The organism is Paraburkholderia sp. GAS33 (assembly GCF_050436645.1).
GTDB lineage: Bacteria > Pseudomonadota > Gammaproteobacteria > Burkholderiales > Burkholderiaceae > Paraburkholderia > Paraburkholderia phenazinium_B.
On sequence record NZ_JBNDMP010000005.1, the window covers coordinates 378,915 to 405,020 of the forward strand.

Below are 26,106 nucleotides of genomic sequence, written 5' to 3' on the forward strand. Positions count from 1 at the left end.
GAGGGGCGAAATATGACGAAGTTACCCAACGCATGGATCGCCACCGACCACAGGCTCGGCGCCGATCTCCGGCTCGCGCCCTATACCCTGGTCTTGCAGGGTGAGCGATCCCTGTATCAGGACATCGCCGAGGACGATCGGGTACTCGTGCTGAACCTCGCCGGGGAGATCGACCGTGCCGGTCGCGTGCTGAGAGTTCGCTCCGACCTCGAAACCACCACTCTCTACTTCGATAGGGTGTCCGTCGCCGATGCTTCGGTGCCTGTTGCCAGCGTCTCGCTGTCTCCGCCGTCGTCGGGAGGCGTCGGTCGCATCCAGAGGGAGGAATTCGTCAGGGCCTCGTCCGCAGCACTGCAGCAGACAGTGGACAGCGTACCGCCGGTCGAGGATCGGGCCTATGTCCGGGAATTGCTACAACTGGCCGTGATGGACGACTTGCTTGGCCCAGCGGGTGGTCCGCGCGAGCGCATCGTGGACATGAGCGTGCGTGATCGCTATCTGGTCGGCAAGCTGGCACCACGCGACGATGCTCAGGGCGGCATCGAAGGGTTGGAGGGGCCACTGGCAGAGGAAGAGGGGGAGGAACCCACCGACCCCATCGTCCCAGGCCAGCACGAACCCGGTGCAGAGTTTGGCACGGCAACTGGGAGAGTGGAGCCTGAATCGGACGCATCGGACGAGATAGACGCAGCCAGTAATCAGTCGCTGGTACCCAGCAGCTTCGGCATGACCTTCTGCGTCGATAGCGACGCAGAACGCATCGAGGTCGAAGCGCGATGGGGTAGCTACGAGCGTGTGCCCAACGACGAACACGAGCTGACACGACCCAACGGGCAGAAAGTTAAGGTCTGGCAACGTATCCCCTGCGGCGGAAAGCTTGTGCTGCCGCTCATCGAAGGCGTGATTTCCCATCAGGCACCGGACGCGAATCGCCCATCGGTGCGGGTGCAGGGTTCCGTCCGTGCTAAGACCGCTAACGGAGACCGCTTAGTGACGCTGTTCCTCATCAACGCGCAGGAGGAACCAGACACCAACCGCGACACGGCATGGCTGTTCCAGCCGGAGCTGATCGTGCGTGCGGAAGCCGATGTCCCCAAGCGGGCCATCTTCCGCCGCCGCCCTGTGTCGGATGCCGGCGGCATGGACACCGAACGCGAATCGCTGGAGATGATCTATCGAAACCGCGTGGAGTTCGCTGTCGGGCATGGCGTTGCCGTCCACGCCGAGACGGCGGACGACGTGACGCTGGCTACCGTGGTGCGCACCGCCGTCCTGCCGCAGTACGAAGTGCAGGTCACGGAGACGCCGGGCCTCGACCCCGCCGACCGCCCAGCGATGAAGGAAATGGTGGCGAGCGGCCTGCTCGACATGCAGCAGCTTGCCACGTTAGGCGTCACCGAATTGGTCGATGCCCTGAACTTGCTGACGAAGGATTATGCGGAATGGATCGTCGAGCAGCGTAAGCGCATCGGCGAGGACGTGGTCGGGTATGACGCGCAGGCCGGCCAAGCACTGGATCGGTGTCAGGACATCCAGACGCGATTGCAGCAGGGCATCGACACCCTGAAGTGCGACGAGAAATCCTTGGCAGCCTTCCGCTTCGCCAATCGGGCGATGGCCATTCAGCGCGTGCGTGGTCAGTACGCGCTCGAAGTGCGGCGTGGGCGTGACGTGACAGTCGATCAGTTCGAGAAGTCGAAGAACCGAAGCTGGCGTCCGTTCCAGTTGGCGTTCCTGCTGCTATCGATTCCCTCGCTGGCTGACCCTACGCATCTGGATCGCGTGCAGCCGATGGAAGCCCATGCCGATCTACTATGGTTCCCCACTGGCGGCGGCAAAACCGAAGCCTATCTGGGCGTGGCGGCGTTCACGATGGCGATCCGCCGTCTGCAAGGCAAGCTGGGAGGCTTCGACGGCTCGCGCGGTCTGGCCGTGATCATGCGCTACACGCTGCGCCTGTTGACCTTGCAGCAGTTCCAACGTGCTACCGCGCTGATTTGCGCGATGGAGGTGCTGCGGCGCGAGGCTCTGACCAACGGCGATTCCGCACTGGGCCACGAGCCGTTCACAATCGGTCTGTGGGTCGGCAACAAGGTGACGCCAGGTACGACCGAGGACAGCCATCGCGCCATTGAAGATGTCCGCAACCCTGGGAGATATCACGCTGGGGCGGCATCGCCCGTACAACTGACCAGTTGCCCATGGTGTGGCTCCGACATCGCGCCGGGGCGCGACGTTGAGGTCGACAGGAACCACGGGCGCACGCTCGTCTATTGCGGCGATAAAAAGGGCCGCTGCGAATTCTCGCGTGGCAAGTCCAGCAAGTCATCACACCCCGGTATTCCGGTGCTGACGGTGGACGAGGAGATCTACCACCGCCCGCCAACGATGATGATTGCCACGGTGGACAAGTTCGCCATGATGGCGTGGCGCGGTCAGGTGCGTACGCTGTTCGGTCGCGTGAGCCAGGAATGCGAGCGCCACGGCTTGCTGTGGCCTGGCTGCGAATGCAATATGGGTCACCGTGCGGCTAGGGGATTACCTGCAGCAGCGGTGAAGCCCGTCAGTCCGATTCGTCCCCCCGATCTCATCATCCAGGACGAGTTCCATCTCATCAGCGGACCGTTGGGCACGATGGTCGGTTTGTACGAGTCTGCTGTCGACGAATTATGCGGCTGGACGCTTGATGGCAAGACGGTCAAGCCGAAGATCGTCGCATCCACGGCGACTGTGCGTAAAGCCAAGGAACAGGTAAACAATGTGTTCATGCGGCGCGTGTCGGTGTTCCCACCACACGGCTTGGACGTGGAGGATAACTACTTCTCGATTCAGCGCCCGATCGAAGCACGGCCCGGACGGCGCTACCTTGGCGTCTGTTCGCCCGGTAGCTCGCGGCCGGCGATGTTGATTCGCGTCTACACCGCCTTCCTCACCGCAGCCCAAGCCTTGTTCGATCGTTTCGGCGAGCCAGCCGACCCGTACATGACGATGGTCGGCTACTTCAATTCGCTGCGCGAGCTGGGCGGAATGCGGCGCTTAGCCGAGGACGACGTGCAAACACGTTCCTACCGCGTGCAAATGAGCATGGTTGAACGGCCCGCGCTCGCACAGCGCAGCGTCAACAACATCCGCGAGCTGACGTCCCGCGTCTCCAGTCACGATATCCCAAAGTACCTCGATGATTTGGAGGTCAAATTCAAGGTCGCGTTCGACGCTGCCACCGGGAGGTACGTGACGAAGTGGAACGAGGGTGACACCCGTGCGATCGACGTGGTGCTTGCGACCAACATGTTGTCGGTCGGCGTGGACGTGAATCGCTTGGGCCTTATGGCAGTCAACGGCCAGCCCAAGGGGACGGCGGAATACATTCAAGCCACCAGCCGTGTGGGCCGTTCTTTCCCAGGTTTTGTGTGCACGGTGCTCACTTGGGCGCGTCCGCGCGACCTTTCTCATTACGAGACCTTCGAGCATTACCACGCGACCTTCTATAAGCACGTGGAAGCACAGTCTGTGACGCCTTTCTCGCCGCGTGCGATGGATCGCGGTCTGACCGGCGCGCTTCTCTCTCTGATGCGTTTGGAAAACGACACCTTCAGCCCAAACGTGGGCGCGGGCGAGCTGGACAAGTCGGACAAACCCGAGATCACCGAAGCCATCGACGTACTGGTGAGGCGAGCTTGGAACGTCAGCGAGACGACCACCATCAAGGATCTTGCTGAGCGCGAGTTGAAGGAGCGAGCGGACGAATGGGCGAAAGAAGTGAGCGTTCCTGGTCGCACGTTGGCCTACGAAAAGCGCGGCGCACAGGCCGCGACGATGGTCGGATTGGTTAAGTCGCCGGGCATCCATGCGTGGGACAACTGGACGGTTCCGATGTCGATGCGAGAAGTGGAGCCGGGCGTGCGCCTTATCATGAACACGGGACATATCTCGGACGACCATGCGTGGAAGCCGCGTCCGGCGCTGAACGACGAAGACTGACCATGACTAACATTAGAACACCCGTCGGCGAAGTTCGCCCTAGCCAACTGCTCTGGACATATGGGCCGGGCGCGCTGATCGATTTGCCGAGCCTTTCGGTGGTGACGTCGAGCATCGACCAGTGGGAGAAAGACAGATGCCAGCCCATCCCGGAGCCGCGGCTGCTTGCCGCCGTCCGTAAGGTTCTTGGACCGCAAGTCGAGAGCCTGCGCATGCCGCCATTTCAGAAGAGCGAGCTAGTCGATCCATGGTCGGCAGAGGCGAACATCGGCGTCCCCGTTCGACCATTCCCGCGCTGGATGCGTTGCGTGAAGTGTGGCCTGCTGTCACCCTTCGATGCCGGCCTATTCGAAATCAAGGAAAATCGCTTCCGACCGGAGCGAACCCGCTTCGTCCATAAGGGATGCCGTGGCTCCAAGGGCGATCAGCCCGCGAAGGATGCCGACGCCGTCCCAGCCCGTTTTCTCCTGGCCTGCCGTGACGGCCATCTAGACGACTTTCCTTGGCGCTACTTCGTGCATGGCGGCAATAGCCCTTGCAAGGGGTCACTTCGGTTTTTCGAGAGCGGCGCCTCACTGCAGACTGAGAACCTTTGGGTTCAATGTGACGGTGACAACGTGCATTGCCGAGGCGTTTCACGCAGTCTTGCTCAAGCCTTTGGCAAAGCCGGGAAGGAAAACCTGCCTAGCTGCCGAGGCAGGCATCCGCACCTCGATCATTTCGACGAGGAGTGTGATGAGGAGCCGCGGGCAGTCCTGCTGGGTTCGACGAACAGTTGGTTCCCTATTACCCTATCGGCGCTTGCGATTCCGCAGGCTGAAGACCCGCTCGGCCAGTTGATTCAGGACGGCTGGGCGGTCTTTCAGGGGATCACGTCTGAGGCTATGGTGCCGATCGTGGTGCAAACGCTGAAGGTTACAGGCGGTCTTCCGGGTATCGAAAGACATTCGGTATCAGGTATCTGGTCGGCCATCGAAGCCCATCGCAACGGTGGCGGACAGGAGGTTGTCGGCGAGCCCGACATCAAGGGGCCTGAATGGGAGGTGTTGACGGCGGTCAATCCGCCGGCGGATTACCCGCACTTCATGAGCAAGAAGGTTGCCACGCCACCCGGCTTCGAAAAGCAGGTCCGCAGAGTGCTGTTGCTGGAAAGGCTTCGCGAGGTCAACGCCTTGTTGGGCTTTACTCGCGTCGAGGCACCCGAAGAAGCAAGTGATCCGAACGAGCGCCCGCGGATGGCGGGCCTTGCGCGTCGCAAGCCGGATTGGGTTCCTGCGAATCAGGTTCACGGCGAAGGCATCTTCATCCAGTTCGACGAAGAAGAGCTCCGGAAGTGGGAGACGCTCAAAAAAGGCGTCGAACACGTCGATCGGATGCTTGAGGACGGTCATCGCGGATGGCGCAATTCGCGCCGCCTCGACCCTGACGAGGGCTACCCCGGCATCCGGTACGTCATGCTCCACTCGCTTTCGCACCTGCTCATCCGCGAACTGGCGCTGGAGTGCGGCTACAACGCGGCGAGCATCCGCGAACGCATCTACGCCGACGTTTCGAGCGCGAATCCTCAGGCAGGCATTCTCATCTACACGGCAGCAGCCGATTCCGACGGGACGTTGGGCGGCCTCGTCGATCTCGGGAAGCCGGAGAACCTCGGTCGACTGCTTCGGCAGGCGCTGAACCGATCGAAAATCTGCTCGTCTGATCCGCTTTGCTCGGAGCACGATCCGGGCAAAGATCGCTCGCTGCACGCGGCTGCCTGCCATGCCTGTAGCTTGGTCGCCGAAACCTCCTGTGAGCGGGGTAACCGTTACCTCGACAGATCACTGCTGGTGCAGACCCTTGACCGAGCGGATGCCGCGTTCTTCGCGGAGCTGTGACATGGAAAGACTGTTGGAGGCCGTGACAGCCGTGGTCTGTCTCATTTCGCCGGAGAAGGTGCGGGCGCTGGCAGGCGCGATTCGGAAGTTCGGAGACGTGAAGGCGAACATCGCCCTGTCGGACGTCGTCGGTACAACCACGGCCAAGACCGTCGTCGAACGGCTCGTCGATGCTTGGAAGACCACGTCGGTCGGTTCAAGCGAACTGGCATCGATGCTGCTCGCAGCCAGCCATACGTTCGAGAACGTGTCGAAACATCAGTGCACAGAACTCGTGTGGACGGGACCGACGACGCCCTTCGTCTCCGCTCGCCGAACCGAGCAAGCGCTGTTGCAAGTCATCGGTGCGGCCAAGCAGAGTTTATTCGTCACTAGCTTCGTGGCGTACAACGTCTCGACCATCGTGAGGGCGTTGAATGAAGCGAGCACACGCGGCGTGAACATCTCAATGTTGCTCGAATTGTCGCAGGATCACGGCGGCAGCATTTCGTTCGATGCCGTCGGCAAGATGCGGACTTTGGTGCCGACTGCGAAGCTCTATGCTTGGCGTGAACGAGCTGCCGCGTTCGCAGATGGGCGGGTTCACGCCAAGGTCGCGGTTGCCGACAGCGATGTGTGCTTCATCACCAGCGCCAACCTGACGGGCCATGCGATGGAGCAGAACATGGAGGGCGGAGTGTTGATCTCAGGTGGCGGAGTTCCAAAGGCGCTCCACGAGCATTTGGATGCGTTGGTCAATACGAGAGTTGTGTCCTTGATTTGAATCTCGGAGTGCTGTATTCGAAAAGTAGGTTGCTCTCTTTTTTGCTTTGGAGCGCCTCGGTACGAGTCACAGATGGCGTTGATTCGCTTTCGAGCCATCGTTCACGCGGTCGGCATAATGGGCAACGGCAAACGCGTGCGCTAAATGACGCAGCAACTTTGAGATAGCTAAGTAGAATATTGGGCGCGAGGTTGTTTCCGCGGGGTTTCCGCACAGAAATGGTTGGTTGATTAATGCATTAAGCAGGTACCAGCTGTCGCCCTCTTGGGCAGCTTGGCTTGTTTTGCCTGTTCTGAAGTCGCGTATGTCCGGAGTTGCCGTGTCGGCCCCCGTCTTCAGTCGATCCAGGTAGTCGGCCCAAGCCTGCATCATCTTCACCCGCTCATCTAAGAACTTGGTGCGGTTATAGGCGGCGCCGAGAATATCGGGCACCCTATGAGCAAGCTGATGCTCGATCACTTCCGCCGGAAATCGCAGTCGCTCGTGGAGAATTGTTCGCGCCATGGCTCGGAACCCGTGACCGGTAATCTCGCTTTTTGTGTCAAATCCGAGCCGCTGTAGCGCGGCGTTAATTGCTGCCGCGCTCATCGGCTTTCTGCGATCGCGTCCGGGAAACACGAACCGCCAATGCCCAGTAAGCGCATGTAGCTCACTTAGTATTTCAATGGCCTGGGTGGCCAACGGGACAAGATGCTCCGTCTTTGTCTTTGATACGGTGTATCGCCACTCACGGCGATCCAGGTCGAACTGCGACCATTCTGCCTGTCGCAGCTCGCCAGGACGCACGAACAGCAGTGGCGCCAGCCGAAGCGCTGCTCGGACAACGCTCGTACCAGCAAAACGATCAAATGCCCGCAACATTTCGCCCACTTCGCCCGGGTCTGTAAGCGCTGGAAAATGCGTGTGCTGATTCGGCCGTAAAGCGCCCCGCAAATCAACGCTCACGTCACGTATCGCGCGGCCGGTTGCAACCGCGTATCGGAAGATCTGCCCACAAGTCTGATGGAGCCGATGTGCAGTGTCGTTTGCACCGCGCAATTCGGCACGGCGCAACACTTCGAGAACTTCTGGCGCAGTTATCTCCGCTATTGGGCGCGGCCCCAGGACGGGAAACGCATCCTTCATAAGGCGTCCCATAATTTTTTCCGAGTGACTGTCGGTCCAGACTGGCGCTTGTCTCTCAAACCACTCCAGTGCAACGACCTTGAACGTATTTGCTGCGCTCAATTGAGCTAGCCGCTTTTTTTCTTTTTTGGCTTGGCTTGGGTCGATTCCATCTGCCAGCATGGCGCGCGCTTCGTCTCGCTTCCTGCGGGCGTGAGCGAGTGTTACGTCCGGATAAACACCCAACGACAGCCTTTTTTCGCGAGCATTGAATCGATACTTTAAGCGCCAGTATTTTCCGCCTGTGGGCGCAACTTCAAGATACATACCGCGACCATCATAGATCCGGTATGTTTTTTCCCGTGGCGTTGCACGTCGAACTTCCAGATCGGTAAGAGGCATGATGAACCTCGATTTATGGCTGAACACCAACCCTTTGGCTGGTGTTCAGCCGATGTACTCGTGCGCAGACCATCACTTTGACGGTCCGAACTCAATCTGTGCCTGCTCGAGCATCCAAGCCTCAATCTTGTCGTGCCATACGCGTAGCAGGTCGAGAGGACGGCGGCGATAGTGCTTCTCAGCAAGTGCGGACGGCTTATGCCCTTGGATTTGAGCGACGACACCGACCGGAACCTCGACCCACTCTGAAAGCGTGCCAAAGGAGCGGCGGAGGCCATGCAGGGAAAGGTGAGGCAAACCCGTCGGAGTCAACGCTCGATTGTGCGCATGACGCGGCTCAGCTATCTTGCCGTCCGCCGCAGTTTTGCTGGCGAACACCCACTCGGAAGGCTCCCATCGTTCCCCCCTTTCTGAGAGCCGAGCGGCTTGGCGTCTATTTGGGGGCATCTCATTGAGACGCTGAAGGTGACGCAGTAGGCCCGCTAAGTACGGCGTGAGTGGAATAGTTCGACCACCTGTACCTTCCACCTTGTCGTTCATCGTCAGGCTCCTCCATCGGAAGTCCACATCATCCCAGCGCAATGAGGCGAGTTCCTCCCGGCGGGCTCCCGTGATCAAGAGGCCTTGCAGGTACGCACTTATGACCGGATTCGCAATGCCACGCACGGCGTTAAACCAAACAGAAAGCTGCTCCCGCTGTAGGCAGTCGTCCTTTGCGGAGCTGCGGGGAAGAATGCCTTTGACCTTCGGCGACGAATAGGCGTCGTGGGGAATGATGCCCGCGTATGCCTCGTCACTGTCACACCATCGAATGAACGCTTTGAACAGACCGAATGCATGACCGGCATTTGTCGGTCCTCGGGGTATCTCAGCCTCCAACCACTCGGACATGGACGTCGCCGTGATCTCGGTCAACCGCCGCGGCATAAGCGGGGCCAATGGCCCACGCACCTTTTCTTTGCCGCCGCGTTTCGCGATACCGCCGCCGGGCGAGGACAGGTTGATATGATCGATGACGTATCTCTCGGACCGCGGCTTTTTCGTTTTGGGGGAGATCTTCGTTCTCAGATGCTCCAAGTAATGCTCCCACGCTTCGCCAACAGTCACGTCCTGACGGCGCTTCGCTGCTTGGCGGGCTTCGTGTTCGGCCTTCTGCTCGGCCTCTCGCTCGCGCGGATCAACTCCTCCGTCGATAAGCGTCTGGAGACTGCGAGCGCGCTCCTGAGCCTTGTCGATCGTCCAACTCCTCGGATCGCCGATCGTCATCCGGACCGTCGAGCCATGGATCTTCCCTTGATAGATATAAGCCTTGGCTCCGCTAGGTGTGGCTCGTAAGCCGAGCCCGGGAGTCTTGCTGTCCCAAAGAAATGACTGCGACTTACCCTCTTCGCAGCGATGCGCCTCTACACGAGCCGCAGTGAAGTTGACCTTCGCCACCCAACCTCCTTGCCCATAAGCCGGCGATTCCGTGTAACCGCCATGTAACCCGATTATGCGCCAATGGAGGAATCTTGATCCACAGCAATGGGAAGTGAGTTGAATAAAATTCGTTTAAATTCATGGAATTGTCGACTTTAGTAAGTTTGAATCCACCTCGATCAATGTCGGCTTGTTCGCATTCGCAATGCGAAGGTCGGGAGTTCGATCCTCCTCCTCCCAAATTCGAAGGGCTACAGGTGCTTCGCAGAGGAAGGTATCCGCGGATCAACCTGGCGCTGTGAGGACATCGATCCTTTACGATGCGTTTGCCGCAGAAAGCGACAGGAATTTCGTTGCGAAGCGTTATGACGTGCCCGTGGCCGCAATAGCCTTAGAAGGCATGAGGAGCGGAGCCGCGCTCAAGGCGCCGTTCAATTTCTCAGGGAAGGGCCAATTTGAGCAGGTCACCCTGTAGCGCGGCTCGACTCGTGGGACACCGATGCACGGATACACTGCCCACCTCTCCCGTCAATTAATACTCTCCACGACCTAATCTCACCTCAAAAATATATTGGACGTCTCACCGCTCCTCTCGCACTATTCATACATTCCCGCTTTAAACCCGCGCAGGCCATCGCGAGCCACCGCCCGCACCTCCGCCTCGCTTGCACCACCCCAACCCAAATTCCAATAACCCCAGTCCTCAAAAACAAACACAACCATGCCTGACTATCGATCAAAAACCTCGACCCACGGCCGCAACATGGCCGGCGCCCGCGCCTTGTGGCGTGCCACGGGCATGAAGGACGGCGACTTCGGCAAGCCGATCATCGCGGTGGTCAACTCCTTCACGCAGTTCGTCCCAGGCCACGTGCACCTGCGCGACCTCGGCGCACTGGTCGCAAAAGAAATCGAAGCAGCCGGCGGCGTCGCTAAAGAATTCAACACCATCGCCGTCGACGACGGCATCGCCATGGGCCACGGCGGCATGCTGTATTCGTTGCCGTCGCGTGAACTGATCGCCGACTCGGTCGAATATATGGTCAACGCGCATTGCGCCGACGCCATGGTCTGCATCTCCAATTGCGACAAGATCACTCCCGGCATGTTGATGGCCGCCATGCGCCTGAACATCCCCGTCGTGTTTGTCTCCGGCGGTCCGATGGAAGCGGGCAAGGTGAAGTCGCCAACGGACGGCCAGGTGATCGCCAAGATCGACCTGATCGACGCGATGATCAAGGCGGGAGACTCCAGGGTCAGCGACGCGGAAGTGGCGGAAATCGAACGCAGCGCCTGTCCGACATGCGGCTCGTGCTCGGGCATGTTCACCGCGAATTCGATGAATTGCCTGACCGAAGCCATCGGTCTGGCGTTGCCCGGCAACGGTACGATCGTGGCCACGCATGCATGGCGTAAGGGTCTGTTCGAGCAGGCCGGCCGCCTGGTGGTGGACCTGTGCCGTCGCTACTATCAGGAAGACGACGCTTCGGTTCTGCCGCGCAGCATCGCCAGCAAGCAGGCGTTCGAGAATGCCATGGCGCTCGACGTCGCTATGGGCGGTTCGACCAATACCGTGCTGCATCTGCTGGCAGCCGCGCAGGAAGGTGGCGTCGATTTCACGATGTCCGATATCGATCGCATCTCGCGCAAAGTGCCGTGTCTGTGCAAGGTAGCGCCCGCCACCGACAAATTCCATATCGAAGACGTGCATCGTGCCGGCGGCATTCCCGGCATTCTTGGCGAACTCGCGCGTGCGGAACTGCTGGACCTGTCGTGCGGCAACGTGCATAGCGGCACGCTGGGCAATGCGATCGCCAAATGGGACGTCGCGGGTGGCGCGGGCGAAGAAGCACAGAAGCTTTTCCGCGCGGCCCCGGGTGGCATTCCGACCACCGTCGCGTTCAGCCAGGAAGCCACCTTTACTTCGCTGGATACCGATCGCAAGACCGGCTGTATCCGCAGCAAGCAGAACGCATATTCGAAAGACGGCGGTCTCGCAGTGCTATACGGCAACCTCGCGGAGAAGGGCTGCATCGTCAAGACCGCGGGCGTCGACGAATCTCAATGGGTGTTCTCCGGCCGCGCGCGCGTCTTCGAGAGCCAGGACGATGCCGTCGAAGCCATTCTCGGCGACAAGGTTGTCGCGGGCGATGTGGTCGTGATCCGCTATGAAGGTCCTAAGGGCGGTCCCGGCATGCAGGAAATGCTTTACCCCACGTCCTATTTGAAATCCAAGGGGCTGGGCAAGAGCTGCGCGCTGTTTACGGACGGCCGTTTCTCGGGCGGTTCGTCCGGGCTGGTGATCGGTCACGCGTCGCCGGAAGCAGCTGAAGGCGGCACGATCGGTCTGGTGGAAGAGGGCGATGTAATCGAGATCGACATCCCCAATCGCAAGATGCACCTGGCTGTGTCGAACGAGGAACTCGCACGCCGTCGCGCAGCCATGGAGGCACGTGGCGCTCAGGCCTGGCTGCCGGCGAATCGTGAACGCGTGGTATCGCAAGCGTTGCGGGCCTACGCCGCGCTGGCGACCTCGGCCGATCGCGGCGCGGTGCGGGACATCTCGCAACTCAAGCGCAAGTGATACGCATAGGCCCTGTCGTTAGTCACAACACGATCAGGTAAAGCGATCGGGGCAAAGCGATGGATAGGCCGAGTACGGCCTATCCATCGTTTATCTTTGGGCCGCCATCGGCGCTACGCGAACAGTCCGTTCGCTCCGCTCGCCTTCACTGCCGAATCTCAGCTTCCACCAGCATGATCAGCAACGTAAGCGACTCTTGCCATCCGAGATAGCAGGCTTCAGCAGGAATCACTTCGGGTATCCCTTCCTGGATCACGTTCAGTTCGGTTCCGACCATCACGGGCCGTAGGGACGCCGTTGTCTGCATCACGCCCGGCAAGTTTGGATCATCGAATCTGCCGGTGTATCGAATGCGTTCGTGCGGCACCAGTTCGAGATACTCTCCGCCGAAAGAATGGCTGTCACCCGTCGTGAAATTCGTGAACGACGCATGGTAGCTGCCGCCCTCCCTGGCATCCAGTTGATGAACCTTGCAGGTAAATCCATTCGGTGGAAGCCACTTGGCCAGGGCATCTGCGTCCAGGAACGCACGGTAGATACGCTCGGACGTGGCACGGATCACGCGGTGAAGACGGACGGTCTGGTTAGGCATCATTGGCTCCGGAAATGGAGGGAGGACCCCTCCGATCCTATACGACGCGTGAAGCGTCGTGGAATCGACATGCGCGATCCATTTAAGGTACACGGAATATTGATCGGGACGCTGAAAACCAGCAACAATAGGGATTTGAGGTATTTTTTCTAGGTTACGAAAGGGCGGCCTGGTTCAACGTCTCCAGGCACCAAACGACACGTCGACGCGATTCACTGCGCCGCAACCGCGCATCCAGCCTCCATGAGCGCCGTGCGGGCATGGCTGCGCAGATCGTCGCTGGCAAGCGGTGCATCCGGACTACGCACCCACGCCGCGATCCTGAGCTTTGCGCCGCCCGACTTGGGATAGCTCGCCACCGTAACAACCGGGGCAAGCGTCGTCCCGCTCAACACGCGCGGTTCGTCCGCCACCAGTTTTTTCAGTTCGCCAATCGCCGCATCGACATCCTTGCGCTGCGCCAGGTCCACATCCACTTCAATACGCTGCGTGCCGCCGCTGCTGTAGTTGATGACAGGGTTACTCCAGATCGTGCTGTTCGGCACGAACACGGCATTGCCGTCGCTACGTTCGATGCGTGTGGTGAAGAGTCCAACCTCCCGCACGATGCCGGCTGCGGCTCCACTGCCTTCGATCACGTCACCGGCACGGAATGGCCGCAGCATCAGCAGCATGATGCCCGCGGCAATGTTCTGCAGCGTGCCCTGCAGCGCCAGCCCGATTGCGAGGCCGGCGGCGCCGAGTACCGCCAGCACGCTCGCGGTCGCAATGCCTACCTCGCTCAACGCCGCGATAAATACCACCACCCGCACCGCCCACGTTCCCATTGCCTTGAGCATGGGGCCAAGGGTGGGATCTGCCCGAGTGTGCGCAAAGGCCTTGGCGAACATCGTGCCGATCCGGTTCGAAAGCCACCAGCCGACGGCGATGATCAGTGCGGCAACGACCAGGTGAAGCATGTCGTGTGCGACCGTCACGATCAGTGACGGCTGGAAATGCAGGAGTCTTGTCAGGAAATCGTCCATCGCTCGATCTCGCTCTTTTCGCAGGGGGATATATACCCTGACGCGCTTCAGGCGAATATGTTCCCGCCTAAGGAGCGCGATCCTGTATTCACGCCACGCCACGCCACGCCACGCATCGCACGCGTTATGCCATCTTGTGCGGGAAACAGCGGAATCTTATGGTCAGCTCTACCGCGCGGTAAGCATTGCGTGTCGGGTTGACCGGTCCGCCCGAGAAGGGCAGTCTTTCTGAGTGACTCATTCAATGCACAGAGCTGCTTCGATAGCCTGCATCGCGATCAATGCGTCCAATGCATAGTGCCGCACAATTTCCTATGCTTAAGACGTCACTTCGGTGCGTGCGGAGATCCCTATGAAAGGCAGTCAATTGACCGTGTTTGCGGACAACCAGAGTCGTCGCAAAGGTCATATGACGGTCGCAAGGTGGATACTCGATCAAACGACGCGGGCCGGCATCATCGGTGCGACGGTGATCGATGTGAGCGAGAGCGTCGATGTGCGCGGCAAGTATCATGCGGCGGGGTTCTTCGAGCTGATCGACCAGCCGGTGGTCGTCACGGTGGCCTCGGATGATGGACGTATCGATGCGCTGCTCGAGCGTCTGCGGGAAGGCGGTGTGCGACTCTTCTACACGCGCTGTCCGGTCGAATACGAAGTGCTTGGGGTGAGTGAGGCAGAAGGGCGCGAATGACGGATCTGGTTGTGCCTGCTAGCGGCTGCCGTGCGTAAGCCGCGATTGTGCAACGCGCTTAACGAACTTGATGACGTGGCAGCATCATGAACGGCTATCAACTGACGTTCTACACAGAGAAGAACCGCAAACACGGCCATCAGACCGTGTGCGAATGGCTGCTGCATCAGGTCCGCGAACTGGGCATCTGCGGTGCAACCGTCATTAGTTGTTCGGAGGGCATCGGCCATGCCGGAGCACGTCACGCTGCGCACGTGCTTCGGCTTACCGATCAGCCGCTCCAGATCATTCTCGCCGTAACCGAAGAGGAAGCCGGGAAACTGCTCGATCTCGTGCGGGCCGAGCGGGTGCACGTGTTCTACGTGCGCTTCCCGGTCGAATTCGACATCATCGCGGGCGACCCGCTCAGTTCGCAACATACCCCGTAGGCGTCGTGACATTCGCCTTGGCGACCGTCGCATTGTTCGACACCACATACACCGGCGCTTCGGTCAGATTCAGCGTCAACGTGCCGTTGGTGTAGCTCATCGTCAGCGGATTGCCCATCATGTCGATGACCTTCACATTGCCGCTGGTCCCTGGCGCATCCACGGTGAGGCTGTAAGGCACGCTATACGTCGAGCTGAATCCGCTGCTCGCGCTCCACACGTTGTTGTTGTGAGTCCAGAGCGCCGTGATCACTGCACCGTTGCCGAGTTGCTGGAAGGAGTACGCGTAGACACCGGATGGTGTGCCGTTCACTGGCCCCAGTGTGTTGGTGCCGTCCAGAACGTGCGTCAGCGCGCTCACTGCCATTGCGGCCGGCTTCGGGCTGATGTTGGTGGCGCCGAACGCGCCTTGCGCGTCGGCGAGATCGAAGAACGTGCCGTAGCCCACCTCATTCGGGTAGTCCGCGCCATAGAACACGTAGGTCTGATCGACGCCTTCACCCAGCATGATGATGTGTGTGCGGGCAACCACCGCCGCTTGCGCGAACAGGACGTTGGCGGTCGGGTAGTTCGGGCCGTACGACGACCCAAGGTCATAGCTGATGCCGACTTCGGTCTGGAACAGCTTCATGCCGGGCTTATAGTCCGTTGCCATCTCCGTGCGCAGCGCGCGAATCTCGTTCATCAGCGCGTTGGCGGCGTTCGCAGGCGTCGGGTCCGTTGCAAGGCGCTCCGGCGGATGCGAGGGCGAGGTGCCCGCATCGTAGTAGCCGTGGGTCGAGATGCCGTCGATATAGTTGCCGAAGCCAAGCGACGCGATGCGCTGTAGGCGCGTGGTCGTAAGCGACGGGAACGCGTCGGTCGGCCCCATCACCACCGCATGCGGGTCGGTGGAGTGAATGCCCTGATACACCGATTGATACAGCGCGACGAAATTGGCGTCGGTGTCGTTCCATAACGAGTTCGGTTCCCACGTCACCTGGTAGTAGTTGTTCGACTGGGTGGGGAAATACGTAGTGCGAATCGTATTGGACTCCGTACCCACGCGGCTCATGTAGTTTTGATAGTACGAGAGGCTGGTCGGCGGGTTGGTGTCGTCCTCGAACGCACCGGTCGGGCTTGCCCAGGCCGGAATGCCGTCCAGACGGATCAGGCGCATTACCTTGCCCGACGTATAGAACGGGTCGAGGTTATTCGCGGCCGGGTTGAACGTGTTTGCCGCGTTTGGCTCCATCGTCGAGAGCTGGCGGCTGTCGATCGTCGACGAAATGCCGAGGTCGGCCAGCAACGGCCCGTTGTCGTTCTCACCCTGCATGCCGAAGCGATGCTCGTCCTGTGACGCATAGGTCACCGCGGGGACTGTGCCGGACAGATTGGGAAGGACACCGAACGAGGCGATACCGGTGGGACGCGTGCCCTCTGAAGGCAGCTGGCCGCCGTTCGCGGCTAGCGTCGCGGAAGCCGCAAAATAGCCGGCGAGCGTCGAGGTGCAGTTGAGCGTGGTGGTGACCGGTCCGCTCGCGACGGCAAAGCTGCCGCTCGCTGCGACGTTGCCCAGCTGGTCGCTGACCGCCCAGTTCACTTTGTCCGCGGACGGTGCGTTGGTGGTGAAGGCAAGCTGGAACGTGCTACCCGACGCAAACATACGGGTGGCGTCGGCGCTCGGCGTATCGGCGGAAATCAGGGCGCTACTTGCTGCTGTGCTCGAACTGGTCGGCGATTGGCAGGACATTGTTTCGCCCGCGCTGGTGTTGGCGGTCAGCGAGGTGCTGGCGGTGCCGCTGGAGCTGGTGCCGTTGCTTGTGCTTGTGCTGGTGCCGTTATTGTTGACGGTGGCACTCGTGCCGCTGGATCCGCTGCCGGATCCGCCACCGCCGCCGCAGCCTGCGAGTACCAGTAGCAATGAGGAGAGCAATAACGAATGAGATTTCATCTGTGAGGCAAAAATTTAGGAATACTGATCCATCGGGCGTTTCGCGTCGTGCGAGGCGCTTCGTGGATCCAATTCGGGTTTGACGTCAGGCACGCGATGTCGAGGCTGAACCTCGTCCGACCGCTGCCCGCAGATATCGGGGTTCGAGACGTGGGGGACCGACAGTTAGCGCGTCATACGTGCGCCGGCGTGGCATTCGTATGAACGATCGAAGTAGCACCGGATGTCGTCGCGGACGCATCTGGCGTGTAGCCAAACGTTTGCGCTGCTAGGCTGAAACCGCTGTGCAAAGTAAGGTAACTATCAACTCAATTGCGCGGTAGACCACATACTCGAACTTACCGATGTGTTAACGGCTCGTCTTTCGCGAAGTGAATCCTACCGAATTGATTTTTTTAGGTCTGCAAAAAATACGTAACGAGCTGTAACGTATGAACAATGCCCGATTTATGGGGCTAAAAATGCACTAAGGCCGTGAATAAAGGGTCAAGCGCTATTCATATCCTCCGCTATTAGAGATGTTTTGAGAGAAAACTAGTGCGCCACTTTTTATGTCGGATACCTAAATATAATGCCGGGTTCACGAGTGGTATTTTCATCATATTTCAACTCTCTTTCAGTCGATTTGAAACTGTCAGGTTATGGCCGCTTTTGGCTAGTGAAAAAGAGACTCGCGCCAGCTTCACATTTTTCTTGAAAAAGTCGCTCCTCATGTTTATGATTGAGTGTTCACTCATTTATGAAGCCCGATCATTTCCGCATGGCCCGTCCGAAAAGCGAAGACAAACGCAACGCCATTCTTGCTGCTGCGACCCAGGTGATCGCCGAACAGGGGCTCGGCGCCCCGACCGCGCGGATTGCCAAAGTCGCGGGGGTGGCAGAAGGCACGCTCTTCACTTATTTCGAAAGCAAGGACGTTCTGCTGAACGAGCTGTACCTCGACATCAAGGCAGGCATGGGAGAAGCAATGATGGGCGCCTACCCGAGGACGGGAAGCATCGAGAAGCGCGCCCGCTATGCGTGGCTGCAATACGTGAACTGGGGTGTCGCCTTCCCCGACAAGCGGCGGACTATCGCGCAACTGTCCGTGTCCGACCGTCTGAGCGAGCAGACACGGGCCGCGGGCATGCGCCCGTTCGCGGACATCAACGAGATGCTGGAGGCGAGCATCGCCAGCGGGGTTTTGCGGGATCAGCCGCCGGCCTTCGTGGCGGCGATCATGGGTTCGCTAGCGGAGACCACGATGGAGTTCATCGAACGCGATCCTGCTCACGCGGAGCGGTATCGCGAAGCAGGCCTGGAGGCGTTCTGGAACGCCATCGCCAAGAAGTGACATTTTTTTATGCAGTTAATGAGTGATTACATGCTCATCTAATCGGAAGGAGTACATCATGGCAAAAGTCTGGCTGGTTACCGGTAGCGCACGCGGACTCGGGCGCGATATTGTCGAAGCGGCATTGGCGGCGGGAGAGAGCGTCGTTGCGACGGCGCGCGATCCGCGTCAGCTCGACGATCTGGTCGCGCAGTATGGCGACCAGGTGCGGGCGGTCGCACTCGATGTCACGGATGCGGCCGCCGCGCGTGCAGCCGTGCAAGCGACGCTCGACGCGTTCGGACGGCTCGACGTGGTTGTCAACAATGCGGGCTTCGGACATCTGTCGCCGTTCGAACAGGCGAGCGAGGAGGATTTTCGTGCGCAGATCGATACCAACTTCTACGGCGTGGTCAACGTGACGCGCGCGGCCATCCCCACCCTGCGCAAGCAGCGCAGTGGCCACATCATCCAGATTTCCTCGGTGGGCGGTCGTCTCGGCATGCCGGGGCTCGCGGCTTATCAGTCGGCGAAATGGGCCGTCGGCGGTTTCACCGAAGTGGTGAGCCAGGAGCTGGCGCCTATCGGCATCAAGCTCACAGCGCTCGAGCCGGGCGGCATGAAGACCGGGTGGGGCAACGAAGCAAGCAGCGCGCTACCCGAACTCCTGGAGGACTATGCTCCTTCTGTTGGCGCGATCGTCGGGCTGCTGAAACAACACGTCGGCAACGAGACAAGCGATCCGAAGAAAGTGGCGCAGGTCGTGCTCAAGCTGGCCTATCACGATCAGCCGCCGGTGCATCTGCTGCTCGGCAGTGACGCGCTTCACTACGCGGGCGAAGCGGAAAAAGCGCGCGCAGCCAGTGGCGAAGCGTGGCGCGAGGTGAGCGTCGCGACTGACTATGCTGCGCCCGCGACGCTGCCCAACTTCCCGAAATCCTGAAGACAGGGAACATGGCTATGAGAGTCTTGCTGTTTGGTGCAACCGGGATGGTGGGGCAGGGCGTGCTGCGCGAATGCCTGCGTGCCCAGGACGTCGAGTCGGTTCAGACGGTGGGGCGTTCGCCCACCGGCCAACTGGACCCGCGTCTCACCGAGATCGTCCACCCGGACATGATGGACTACCGCACGATTGAGGCCTCGCTGCAGGGCTTCGATGCGTGTTTCTTTTGTCTTGGCGTGTCGTCGTTCGGCATGAAGGAAGCCGACTACGCACGTCTCACCTACGACTTGACTCTCGCAGCCGCACGCACGCTGGCGCGTCTGAATCCGCAGATGACTTTCATCTACGTCTCCGGTAGCGGTACCGATAGTAGTGAGCAGGGCCGCAGCATGTGGGCGCGTGTGAAGGGCAAGACGGAGAACGCGCTGAAGTCGCTGCCGTTCCGGGCGGTGTATCTGTTTCGGCCGGGTGTGATCGAGCCGCTGCACGGGATCCAGTCGAAGACGCGCATGTACCGGCTGATTTATCCGGCCTTGAAGCCGGTGATGGCGCTGATGCGCGTCCTCGCGCCGAAGCAGATCGTCACCACCGAAGAGATGGGGCTTGCGATGTTGGCACTGGCGCGACGTGGCGTGCCGGACCGGGCGGTGCTGGGACCGGCTGAGATAGGCGCGCTGTGCCGCACACCCGGCGGTCCGGGCGACGCACCGCCGCTCAAGCCGCACGCGGGATAATTTCCCGCAGCCCGCAGCCCGCAGCCCGCAGCCCGCAGCCCGCAGCCCGCAGCCCGCAGCCCGCAGCCCGCAGTCCACGGGGCGCGGCTTGCGGCCCGCACCCGCACCGAACGTCGCGCCTAAGCGCCAATCACCCGGTTGCGGCCCAGGTGCTTCGCACGATAAAGCCGCTCGTCCGCAGCCCGCAGGATCTCGTCGATCGTGTCGCCGTCGCGTCCGAACTGCGACACACCGATGCTCACGGTAAGGGCGACCGCGTTGCCGGACTGGCCGCCAAACACACCATTGGCGATCGCTTCACGGATCCGTTCACCAATCGACTGCCCGACGCTCAACACCACCTGGGGCAGCAGCACCATAAACTCCTCGCCGCCAACCCGAGCGACGCCGTCGTACGGCCGGATCGCCTCGAGACACCTTTGGACGAAGCCGCGCAGGATTTCGTCGCCGACCTGGTGCCCGTACGAGTCGTTGATAGCCTTGAAGTGATCGAGGTCCAGCGCGAGAAGCGAGAACGGCGCACCGCCGCGTTTCGCGCGACCGATCTCAGCCTCGACCATTCCAATGAACTGTCGCCGGTTCGCTGCACCGGTCAGCGGATCGGTAGCCGCCAGATGCTCGAGCTTCAGATTGGTACGCTTCAGCTCCTGCAGAGCATTCTCCGTGCGTTCCATTTCTTCCGCGATGCGCGCCATCAACTCTTCCTGGCTGTAGATGGTTGCGAACGAGCGCGTTGTCCGGAACGCCTGCACGACCCCGTAACTGAGAAGGAAGAAGCCCGCGGCGAAAATGGCGTGAGCGAGCCACCACAGATGATTCCAGGGGCGCGCCAGAATGAATGCGAGCGAGGACAGTGCAAACGACGTCACCGAAATGCCGAAGATTTTCATCAGCGGTGAGCGGATGCGCCGCGCCAGCATGACCGCCAGGTTCACAACAGAGAACACGAGCGCGCCGCCTTCCAGCGACAATCGCACCGCCAGCTCGCCCGCGATCGGCGAATAAGCGAGCACACCCACCGCGACGTCGATCAGCACGAACAGGACGACCCACTTCAGCCAGCGGCCCGGCTCGCGGCGCAAGTGCACCGGGTCCGGCGGTTGATGCCACGTCAGCAACGCGACGAGCAGCAGCACCGACATCGCGAGCCGCGATGCCGGGCCGTACAGGAGGAACAGCCAGATATTGTGATGTGCCATTCCGGTGAAGGCACCGTGCAGGGCATAGATCAGCACGAAGGCGAGAAAGCCGAGCGTCAGCCAGCGCAGTAGCGGCTCGCCGGACGACTGATAGCATCGCCAGGCGACATACGAGACGAACAGTCCTTCGAGCGTCGCGGCCGCAATGGCGAATTCGTGGAAAACGTGGTTTTCGAAGAACAGCGCGGGATTCTGGAAGACGTAGACGTACGCGATCAGGTAGGCGGGGATCAGCGCAAAGCCTGCGATCAGCAGCCCCAGATAGATCCGGGTCGCCCACTGTACGGTTGCGGACGGCTCATCTGCCACAACGCTTGCTGTCATACGTAATCCTCCGGAGGCCTGAACAACTTGCCATGACGGACCTGCTGCCAGTTTGCGTACGCTGGACGGCCGCCGCTCAGCTATTCTTCAGCTTAATGAGCAGTATAAGCACCCTGCAGAAAACGACGCGAACCCGGAAACAACCGAACATACCTGATATCGGCCAAAAACGACGATGGTTTACTCCGTATAAACGCTGGACTGCCCTGACGACTTACCAGCAGTATGGCTGGGCCATGTGGCGCTGGCCTCTGTTACGCTAGCGTTTCAAGAAATTGCATGCGCCGCCGTAAGCCGTATTGTGCGAGCCGCGTTTTTCGTCACTTCGGCGGCGGTCACACCCAGACAACGCGCGTAGCCAACGCGCATGCTAGAAGCAACGAGAGACATGGTGACGCGCCGCCCGAATATCGTGATTGCGATCAGCCTCGCGCTAGCCGGCGCGATCCTGGCGATCGCCATCTGGGTGCTGGCGCAGATGCGCGAGGATGCGTTGCGGCGCGCCCAGGACTCAGCTCAGAACGTCTCGCTGCTAATCGAGCGCGACGTGGCGCGTAACCTCGAACTGTATGACCTGTCGTTGCGCGCGGTCATCGCCGGACTGCAACAGCCCGGTTTGATGGCCTTGCCGCCTGCGCTGCGCCAGATGGTCCTGTTCGACGGCGCCGCGAGCGCAAAGGACATGGGCTCGATGCTGGTCCTCGACGAGTCGGGTAACGCAATCCTTGATTCGCAGTCCGTTCCACCGCGGCACATCAACTCTACGGATCGCAGCTACTTCTTCGTCCACCGTAATTCGCCCAACGTCGGTCTCTACGTCAGCCCGCCGTTCGAATCCAGACTTGCCCACGACGGCCTGCGTATCGCACTGAGCCGACGGATCTCGCGTCCGGACGGCAGCTTTGCCGGCGTGGTGGTGGGCACCTTGCGGATCGAGTACTTTCAGCGGCTCTTCGCCGGGATGAACCTTGGCAACAGCGGTTCAATGGCGCTGATGCTCAGCGACGGCACGATGCTGATGCGTCGACCGTACGACCCGAAGATCATCGGCATCAACCTGACCGGCACGCCGAACTACACGCGTTTTACCAAACAGGACAGCGGCGAATTCTTCGGCACTGCTGCGATCGACGGCGTCGAACGCTGGTACGCATTCCGCCATATCGACGGTTTTCCGCTGCTGCTCGACGTCGCGATTTCCACGCGCGATATCTACGCCGGTTGGCGGCGCAGGGCATGGATTATCGGCAGTCTGATCGGCGCGCTCGATGTGACGATCATCGCGCTCGCGATCCTGTTCTCGCAGCAATTGAGGCGCCGTCTCGAAGCGGAGGAAACGTTGCGGGCGCTAGCTCGCACCGACGGGCTGACCGGGCTGAACAACCGACGCACGTTCGAGGAGCAAGCGGAGCGTGCCTGGCTGCAGATGCAACGCACGGGACGGCCGCTGTCGATACTCCTGATCGACGTCGACAACTTCAAGGGCTTCAACGATCTGTACGGCCATTCGGCCGGCGACGATGCGCTGGTGGCAGTGGCGCGCTGCATCGACAGCAATGCGCGGCGCCCCGGCGATGTCGCGGCGCGCTACGGCGGCGAGGAATTCAGCGTGCTGCTGCCCGATACCGACAACCTCGGCGCCGCGCAGATAGCCGAGCAGATCCGCGCGGCCGTACAGGCACTCGAGTTGCGCCACGTCGCCAGTGCGCACCATGTGCTGACTATCAGCGTTGGCATTGCCAGTACGGCGAGCCATCACTTCGCCACTTACCGGGCGCTCGTCAACGCCTCGGACACCGCGCTTTACGAGGCCAAGGACGCGGGGCGCAATCGCAGCCTCTCGTACCCAGTCGCGGAGCGGGCCCCCAGTCCCGGGACTGTCACGCAACCGGGGCGCTAGCCGGGCGGCGCGGCATCACGGGATCGCGGGATCGCATGAGCCTCGCCTCCACCCACGGCAAAAATTTTACCCGGGTGATATTGCATTTGTATTTTACCCGGATATAATTCACGAAAATCGAGTGATGAGGATTTTCGTGATGACCCAGCAAACCACAACGTGCACGGCCTTCGAGGGCGTTCGGCGCATCACGTCGGGCGCTTTGGTGGATGTCGCGCTCGCCGTGAAGCAGGTGACCGAGCGCGGCGAGCAGGCGCCCGTGCTGATTTTCGACGACGTGACGAGCCAGCCGGTCGAGTTCGACTTGCGTGGTACTGCAGATGAGGTGCGCGAGCGATTGACGCGCGAGGAGACGGGCGCACCCGTGAGCGACGAGTCGGCTGACCCGTCCGATGCCAGTGCACCGCGTGGCCGTGGCCGTCCGAAGCTAGGCGTGGTGGCGCGCGAGGTGACACTGCTGCCGCGTCACTGGGACTGGCTCAATAGCCGGCCTGGCGGAGCGTCGGTGGCCTTGCGCAAACTTGTGGACGCCGCGCGTCTATCAGGCGAAGACACGGACCGCGTGCGTCGTGCCCAGGAAGCGGCCTATCGTTTCATGACCGCGCTAGCCGGCAATCTGCCCGGTTATGAGGAAGCGACGCGTGCGCTTTATGCCGCCGACGCGGCCCGCTTCGCGGCCTCCATCGCGCAGTGGCCAGGCGACGTACTCGAGCACGCTGCGAAACTCGCATCAAGAGCATTCGGCGCCGTCTAGTCGCGTGGCGGTTTGCATGTCGCATGCCGCACCTGAATCGCCGCAAACCGTCGCGGCCGACAACAACGTCCTGGTCGAATCGATGGGCGAAAAAAAACCGCTCACACTGGGGGGCGTGAGCGGCAAGTCGGAGAGTTACAACATCGCATGCGCAAGTCATGGGATCACGCAGCAAGAACAAGTCTAGCGAGCAGCCGCTCCCCGATACATCAGACAAATCCCAATCCCCATAAGGCTCTGCGGCATGAGCCTTTCAACATCCTGTCCTGCTTATTCCCATGATTAGCAGGTCAAGTCTCCGCTAGCTCCGCCGTAAAAGAAGCTGACGCGTTATAGCGCGCACCGTCGACGCCGCAGCGGCGCGAAGCCCGGTCAGGAGTAGATGAGCGCCTCAGACCCGATGCTTCGCGCCGGGTCCTTCAAGAGGACAGGAGTTGTTGTAGCGGCCCGGCACTTTCTACAGAGGAGACAGGGATGAAGTGGTTTGAACGTATGACGGTGTTGCAAAGCCTGCTGGTGTCGTTTGCCGCCGTGATCGGGTTCTGCGTGGTGGTGGGAGGCGCTGGTTTGATGACCTTGTCGTCCATGCACGACCTGACTGTGGAGATCGGCAGCCGTCATATGGACGGTCTCTACTGGATGGAAGAAGCGAACCGCAACAAGATCGACGCGGACCTCGCCGCAGCGAATCTGGGTTATGCGGCAAACGAAGCGGGACGTCAGCGTCTGGACGCCAATATCGTCGAATCGCTCAAGAACATGCACGATGCCTACGACCGCTATCGGGCGACGTTGTCGACCAGCAAAGGTCAGACGCTGCTCGACGAAGTGCTGCGCAAGTCGGCGGTGTGGGAAGAGATCGTGCATCAGCAGATCGGCCAGGAGCCGATTCCAGCGGGTGTCGACAACAACGAACTGGTGCGCCGCGCGATTGCCTCAAGCGAAGCCTTGCGCGACAGCATCGTCCAGGTGATCGACTATCGTCGTCAGCAAGCGAGCGATGCGCAGGCCGAGGCCGCCGCCAGCTACCGGCACATGCGCATTGTGCTGTCGTCGCTGGTGCTCGCAGCGCTGGTGGTCGGCATGCTGCTCGCGTGGCTGATCGCGAGGCGCCTTGGCCGGCAACTCGGCGGCGAACCTGGTTATGCCGCGCAGATCGCCAACCGGATCGCTGCCGGCGATCTGAGCGTGCGTGTCGAGACACACGCAGACGATACCCGTAGCCTGCTGTTCGCACTGCGTAATATGCGCGAGCGGCTCGCTGGAATCGTCGCGGGCATCAGCGAATCGAGCGAATCGATTCTGCTGGCCTCGGGCGAAATCGCCCAGGGCAACACCGATCTCTCGCAGCGCACCGAAGAGCAGGCGGCATCGCTTGAAGAGACCGCCTCCAGCATGGAGCAGTTGACTGCCACCGTACGGCAGAACGCCGACAACGCGCAGCAGGCGAGCGGTGTCGCGCACGGCGCGTCGGAGGTGGCGGCGCGCGGCAGCGGTCTGGTAGGCGACGTGGTCGAGACGATGCGTGAACTGGCGGCAGGCTCGAAACGCATGACCGACATCATCGCGGTGATCGAAGGCATCGCTTTCCAGACCAATATCCTGGCGCTCAATGCCGCCGTCGAAGCGGCCCGCGCCGGCGAGCAGGGCCGCGGCTTCGCGGTGGTCGCGGGCGAAGTGCGTTCGCTTGCTCAGCGCAGCGCGCTCTCGGCAAAAGAGATCAAGGAACTGATCGAGACCTCGACGACGCGGGTTGGCAGCGGCGCGGCACTTGCCGAACGGGCCGGTCAGACGATGGCCGAAGTTACGCAAGCCGTGCAACGCGTGACGGACATCATGGGCGAAATCTCTGCTGCATCGCACGAACAGAGCACGGGCATCGAACAGGTGAACCGCGCCGTCGCGCAGATGGACGAGGTTACCCAGCAGAATGCCGCGCTGGTCGAGCAGGCGGCGGCTGCCGCAGCTTCGATGGCAGACCAGGCGCGCGAACTGAAGACTGCAGTGGCCGTGTTCGAACTCTAGCCGTTGCGACGTTGAATTCGCCGCAGCGCGTCCACGACTCCGCTTGCCAGGGCCATGCGCTCTCCGTACACTCGCGCCTGATTCGAAAAATGCGTCGGATAACGCGTTGAACAAAG

At 60.9% G+C, this 26,106-nt stretch carries 19 protein-coding genes and 1 pseudogene; 14 read left to right on the top strand and 6 right to left on the bottom strand.

Going from position 1 to position 26,106, the window contains the following annotated elements; genetic code table 11:
- The first annotated feature begins 12 nt into the window (after positions 1 to 12).
- Genes drmA through drmC form a run of 3 tightly spaced genes read left to right on the top strand, consistent with a single transcriptional unit; the run spans position 13 to position 6,621 of the window.
- The gene (gene drmA / locus P3T24_RS18235) at positions 13 to 3,981 is read left to right on the top strand and encodes a DISARM system helicase DrmA (protein WP_429436596.1); all 3,969 of its coding nucleotides are present in this window, start codon (positions 13 to 15) and stop codon (positions 3,979 to 3,981) included.
- Positions 3,982 to 3,983: 2 nt separating this feature from the next.
- Positions 3,984 to 5,858 (top strand): DrmB family protein, encoded by a 1,875-nt coding sequence (drmB, locus tag P3T24_RS18240; protein ID WP_429436599.1) that lies wholly within the window; start codon positions 3,984 to 3,986, stop codon positions 5,856 to 5,858.
- Position 5,859: 1 nt separating this feature from the next.
- Entirely contained in the window at positions 5,860 to 6,621 is a 762-nt protein-coding gene (drmC, locus tag P3T24_RS18245; RefSeq protein ID WP_429436602.1) for a DISARM system phospholipase D-like protein DrmC, read from the top strand.
- Between the two features lie 321 nt (positions 6,622 to 6,942).
- Here drmC and P3T24_RS18250 read toward each other — a convergent pair.
- Both P3T24_RS18250 and P3T24_RS18255 read right to left on the bottom strand, forming a co-directional pair.
- Positions 6,943 to 8,127: pseudogene (locus P3T24_RS18250) on the bottom strand (tyrosine-type recombinase/integrase); the annotation flags it as partial.
- Between the two features lie 72 nt (positions 8,128 to 8,199).
- A complete protein-coding gene (locus P3T24_RS18255; RefSeq protein ID WP_429436604.1) occupies positions 8,200 to 9,564 on the bottom strand; it encodes a tyrosine-type recombinase/integrase in 1,365 nt (454 codons plus the stop codon).
- Between the two features lie 703 nt (positions 9,565 to 10,267).
- Here P3T24_RS18255 and ilvD point away from each other — a divergent pair.
- Positions 10,268 to 12,130, top strand: a complete 1,863-nt coding sequence (gene ilvD / locus P3T24_RS18260) for a dihydroxy-acid dehydratase (protein WP_429436607.1) — start codon at positions 10,268 to 10,270, stop codon at positions 12,128 to 12,130.
- A 145-nt stretch (positions 12,131 to 12,275) separates the two neighbouring features.
- Here ilvD and P3T24_RS18265 read toward each other — a convergent pair whose 3' ends face one another.
- Both P3T24_RS18265 and P3T24_RS18270 read right to left on the bottom strand, forming a co-directional pair.
- Positions 12,276 to 12,722 carry an SRPBCC family protein gene (locus tag P3T24_RS18265; protein ID WP_429436944.1) on the bottom strand — a complete coding sequence of 149 codons (447 nt, stop codon included), beginning with the start codon at positions 12,720 to 12,722 and terminating at the stop codon, positions 12,276 to 12,278.
- Between the two features lie 212 nt (positions 12,723 to 12,934).
- Positions 12,935 to 13,747 (bottom strand): mechanosensitive ion channel family protein, encoded by an 813-nt coding sequence (locus tag P3T24_RS18270; protein ID WP_429436609.1) that lies wholly within the window; start codon positions 13,745 to 13,747, stop codon positions 12,935 to 12,937.
- A gap of 352 nt (positions 13,748 to 14,099) precedes the next feature.
- On the opposite strand from P3T24_RS18270, the gene P3T24_RS18275 reads away from it, so the two are divergent.
- On the top strand, positions 14,100 to 14,438 hold the full coding sequence (locus tag P3T24_RS18275) for a DUF190 domain-containing protein (RefSeq protein ID WP_074263148.1): 339 nt from the start codon (positions 14,100 to 14,102) through the stop codon (positions 14,436 to 14,438).
- Positions 14,439 to 14,524: 86 nt separating this feature from the next.
- On the top strand, positions 14,525 to 14,866 hold the full coding sequence (locus tag P3T24_RS18280; RefSeq protein ID WP_074263149.1) for a DUF190 domain-containing protein: 342 nt from the start codon (positions 14,525 to 14,527) through the stop codon (positions 14,864 to 14,866).
- Here the strand turns inward: P3T24_RS18280 and P3T24_RS18285 are convergent.
- Entirely contained in the window at positions 14,844 to 16,511 is a 1,668-nt protein-coding gene (locus P3T24_RS18285; protein ID WP_429436611.1) for a hypothetical protein, read from the bottom strand. The two genes, P3T24_RS18280 and P3T24_RS18285, sit on opposite strands and share 23 nt — an antisense overlap.
- On the opposite strand from P3T24_RS18285, the gene P3T24_RS18290 reads away from it, so the two are divergent.
- The 4 genes from P3T24_RS18290 (at position 16,492) to P3T24_RS18305 (ending at position 19,788) form a co-directional block, all read left to right on the top strand.
- Positions 16,492 to 16,791, top strand: coding sequence for a hypothetical protein (locus tag P3T24_RS18290; RefSeq protein ID WP_429436614.1), 300 nt, complete (start codon positions 16,492 to 16,494; stop codon positions 16,789 to 16,791). The genes P3T24_RS18285 and P3T24_RS18290 overlap by 20 nt on opposite strands.
- A 768-nt stretch (positions 16,792 to 17,559) precedes the next feature.
- A complete protein-coding gene (locus P3T24_RS18295; protein WP_074265910.1) occupies positions 17,560 to 18,132 on the top strand; it encodes a TetR/AcrR family transcriptional regulator in 573 nt (190 codons plus the stop codon).
- Positions 18,133 to 18,190: 58 nt separating this feature from the next.
- A complete protein-coding gene (locus P3T24_RS18300) occupies positions 18,191 to 19,054 on the top strand; it encodes an SDR family NAD(P)-dependent oxidoreductase (RefSeq protein ID WP_429436616.1) in 864 nt (287 codons plus the stop codon).
- Between the two features lie 17 nt (positions 19,055 to 19,071).
- Complete coding sequence (locus P3T24_RS18305) at positions 19,072 to 19,788, top strand: NAD-dependent epimerase/dehydratase family protein (protein ID WP_429436946.1); 717 nt, start codon at positions 19,072 to 19,074, stop codon at positions 19,786 to 19,788.
- A 119-nt stretch (positions 19,789 to 19,907) separates the two neighbouring features.
- On the opposite strand, the gene P3T24_RS18310 is transcribed toward P3T24_RS18305, so the two are convergent.
- A complete protein-coding gene (locus P3T24_RS18310; RefSeq protein ID WP_429436619.1) occupies positions 19,908 to 21,311 on the bottom strand; it encodes a GGDEF domain-containing protein in 1,404 nt (467 codons plus the stop codon).
- A 388-nt stretch (positions 21,312 to 21,699) separates the two neighbouring features.
- Here P3T24_RS18310 and P3T24_RS18315 point away from each other — a divergent pair, with 388 nt between their 5' ends.
- From P3T24_RS18315 to P3T24_RS18330, 4 genes are all read left to right on the top strand, one after another.
- Positions 21,700 to 23,211 carry a sensor domain-containing diguanylate cyclase gene (locus P3T24_RS18315; RefSeq protein ID WP_429436622.1) on the top strand — a complete coding sequence of 504 codons (1,512 nt, stop codon included), beginning with the start codon at positions 21,700 to 21,702 and terminating at the stop codon, positions 23,209 to 23,211.
- 139 nt (positions 23,212 to 23,350) lie between these two features.
- On the top strand, positions 23,351 to 23,965 hold the full coding sequence (locus P3T24_RS18320) for a DUF2239 family protein (protein WP_429436624.1): 615 nt from the start codon (positions 23,351 to 23,353) through the stop codon (positions 23,963 to 23,965).
- Positions 23,966 to 23,981: 16 nt separating this feature from the next.
- Entirely contained in the window at positions 23,982 to 24,152 is a 171-nt protein-coding gene (locus P3T24_RS18325) for a hypothetical protein (protein WP_429436627.1), read from the top strand.
- A 287-nt stretch (positions 24,153 to 24,439) separates the two neighbouring features.
- Positions 24,440 to 25,990: a methyl-accepting chemotaxis protein gene (locus P3T24_RS18330; protein ID WP_429286692.1), complete on the top strand. Its 1,551-nt coding sequence runs from the start codon at positions 24,440 to 24,442 to the stop codon at positions 25,988 to 25,990.
- The last annotated feature ends 116 nt before the right edge of the window (positions 25,991 to 26,106 follow it).

Excerpts from the sequence above, each read along its gene's own strand:
- P3T24_RS18330 (WP_429286692.1), top strand. The coding sequence starts at position 24,440 with ATGAAGTGGTTTGAACGTATGACGGTGTTGCAAAGCCTGCTGGTGTCG.
- P3T24_RS18315 (WP_429436622.1), top strand. The coding sequence starts at position 21,700 with ATGGTGACGCGCCGCCCGAATATCGTGATTGCGATCAGCCTCGCGCTA.
- P3T24_RS18280 (WP_074263149.1), top strand. The coding sequence starts at position 14,525 with ATGAACGGCTATCAACTGACGTTCTACACAGAGAAGAACCGCAAACAC.
- drmC (WP_429436602.1), top strand. The coding sequence starts at position 5,860 with ATGGAAAGACTGTTGGAGGCCGTGACAGCCGTGGTCTGTCTCATTTCG.
- P3T24_RS18320 (WP_429436624.1), top strand. The coding sequence starts at position 23,351 with ATGACCCAGCAAACCACAACGTGCACGGCCTTCGAGGGCGTTCGGCGC.
- P3T24_RS18300 (WP_429436616.1), top strand. The coding sequence starts at position 18,191 with ATGGCAAAAGTCTGGCTGGTTACCGGTAGCGCACGCGGACTCGGGCGC.
- drmA (WP_429436596.1), top strand. The coding sequence starts at position 13 with ATGACGAAGTTACCCAACGCATGGATCGCCACCGACCACAGGCTCGGC.
- P3T24_RS18270 (WP_429436609.1), bottom strand. The coding sequence starts at position 13,747 with ATGGACGATTTCCTGACAAGACTCCTGCATTTCCAGCCGTCACTGATC.
- P3T24_RS18310 (WP_429436619.1), bottom strand. The coding sequence starts at position 21,311 with ATGACAGCAAGCGTTGTGGCAGATGAGCCGTCCGCAACCGTACAGTGG.
- P3T24_RS18295 (WP_074265910.1), top strand. The coding sequence starts at position 17,560 with ATGGCCCGTCCGAAAAGCGAAGACAAACGCAACGCCATTCTTGCTGCT.
- ilvD (WP_429436607.1), top strand. The coding sequence starts at position 10,268 with ATGCCTGACTATCGATCAAAAACCTCGACCCACGGCCGCAACATGGCC.
- P3T24_RS18265 (WP_429436944.1), bottom strand. The coding sequence starts at position 12,722 with ATGCCTAACCAGACCGTCCGTCTTCACCGCGTGATCCGTGCCACGTCC.
- drmB (WP_429436599.1), top strand. The coding sequence starts at position 3,984 with ATGACTAACATTAGAACACCCGTCGGCGAAGTTCGCCCTAGCCAACTG.
- P3T24_RS18285 (WP_429436611.1), bottom strand. The coding sequence starts at position 16,511 with ATGTTTGCGTCGGGTAGCACGTTCCAGCTTGCCTTCACCACCAACGCA.
- P3T24_RS18305 (WP_429436946.1), top strand. The coding sequence starts at position 19,072 with ATGAGAGTCTTGCTGTTTGGTGCAACCGGGATGGTGGGGCAGGGCGTG.
- P3T24_RS18325 (WP_429436627.1), top strand. The coding sequence starts at position 23,982 with ATGTCGCATGCCGCACCTGAATCGCCGCAAACCGTCGCGGCCGACAAC.
- P3T24_RS18275 (WP_074263148.1), top strand. The coding sequence starts at position 14,100 with ATGAAAGGCAGTCAATTGACCGTGTTTGCGGACAACCAGAGTCGTCGC.